This is a genomic window from Novilysobacter longmucuonensis (genome assembly GCF_046600735.1).
In the GTDB taxonomy this organism is placed as follows: domain Bacteria; phylum Pseudomonadota; class Gammaproteobacteria; order Xanthomonadales; family Xanthomonadaceae; genus Novilysobacter_A; species Novilysobacter_A longmucuonensis.
Map to the genome: position 1 here is coordinate 1 of NZ_JBJMAW010000034.1, position 1206 is coordinate 1206.

The 1206-nt window shown below is 64.8% G+C and carries 1 protein-coding gene; it reads right to left on the minus strand.

The window, feature by feature from the left end:
* Nucleotides 1-32: 32 nt before the first annotated feature.
* Nucleotides 33-1138, minus strand: a protein-coding gene (locus tag ACJQWM_RS14215) for an IS3 family transposase (protein ID WP_411306925.1) whose coding sequence is annotated in 2 segments (ribosomal slippage) — nt 33-880 and nt 880-1138 — 1107 coding nt in all. Because the reading frame shifts where the segments join, the coding sequence is not laid out codon by codon here.
* Nucleotides 1139-1206: the final 68 nt, after the last annotated feature.

Genomic DNA, 1206 nt, shown 5'->3' on the forward strand with positions numbered 1-1206 from the left:
CGACGTCCCCCCGCCTTCAGTAGCGGGGCTATCTAGAGTCCGGGGTTCATCGTAGTGGTATCGGCTGCCAGCTGCTCGGCGTAGGCGCTCGGGGTCAGCCCGCCAAGCGCTTTCTTCGGTCGCTCCTCGTTGTATTCCCGGCGCCAGGTTTCGATGACCGTTCGTGCGTGGAGCAGGTGGGTGAACCAGTGCTCGTTGAGGCACTCATCGCGGAACCTGCCGTTGAAGGACTCGACGTAAGCATTCTGATTCGGCTTGCCCGGCTCGATCAGGCGCAGCTGCACGCCGCGCTCAAACGCCCAGGCCAGCATGGCCTTGCCGCAGAACTCCTTGCCGTTGTCGGTGCGGATGACCTGCGGCAGGCCGCGGCTTTGCGCCAACCGATCAAGCACCCGGGTCACACCATGTCCCGAGATCGCCCGCTCGACTTCGATCGCCACCGCCTCGTGGGTCGCATCGTCGACGATCGTCAGGCACTTCAGCACTCGGGCGTCCGCGGTGCGGTCGAACACGAAGTCCATCGACCAGACCTGGTTGGCCGCCGTCGGCCGCACTAGCGGCTGGCGCTCGCCCGGCAACACCTTCTTGCGCTTGCGTCGCCGCACCTGCAGCTTTGCCTCCTGGTACAGCCGTTCGACGCGCTTGTAATTCACGAGCATCCCGTCCTGCCTGAGCTTGAGATAGATCATCCCGACGCCGTAGCGCTTGTGCCGCTGTGCCAGCGTTAGGATCCGCGCCCGCAGCTCGACGTTGCGGTCCGGACGCGGCGCATAGCGCAAGGCACTGGCGCTCATGCGCACCACCGCCAGCGCCCGGCGCTCGCTCATGCCCCGGTCGATCCAGTCCCGCACCAGCGCCCTGCGCGCCGGTGCGGTCACCACTTTTTTCGCAGGGCGTCCTTGATCAGGTCGTTCTCGAACACCTGCTCGGCCAGCAGCTTCTTCAGTCGGGTGTTTTCCGCTTCCAGCTCCTTCAGCCGCCTGGCATCGGGCACGCTCATCCCGCCAAACTTGCTGCGCCACAGGTAGTACGAGGCTTCGCTGAAGCCGTGCCGCCGGCACAGGTCCTTGACCGGCAGGCCGGCTTCCGCCTCACGCAGAAAGCCGATGATTTGTTCTTCGGAAAAGCGCTTCTTCACGTCCAATCTCCTTGTCGTTGGGGATTGGACTCCAGATCGCCGTGCTACTCAAAAGCGGGGGGACGTCG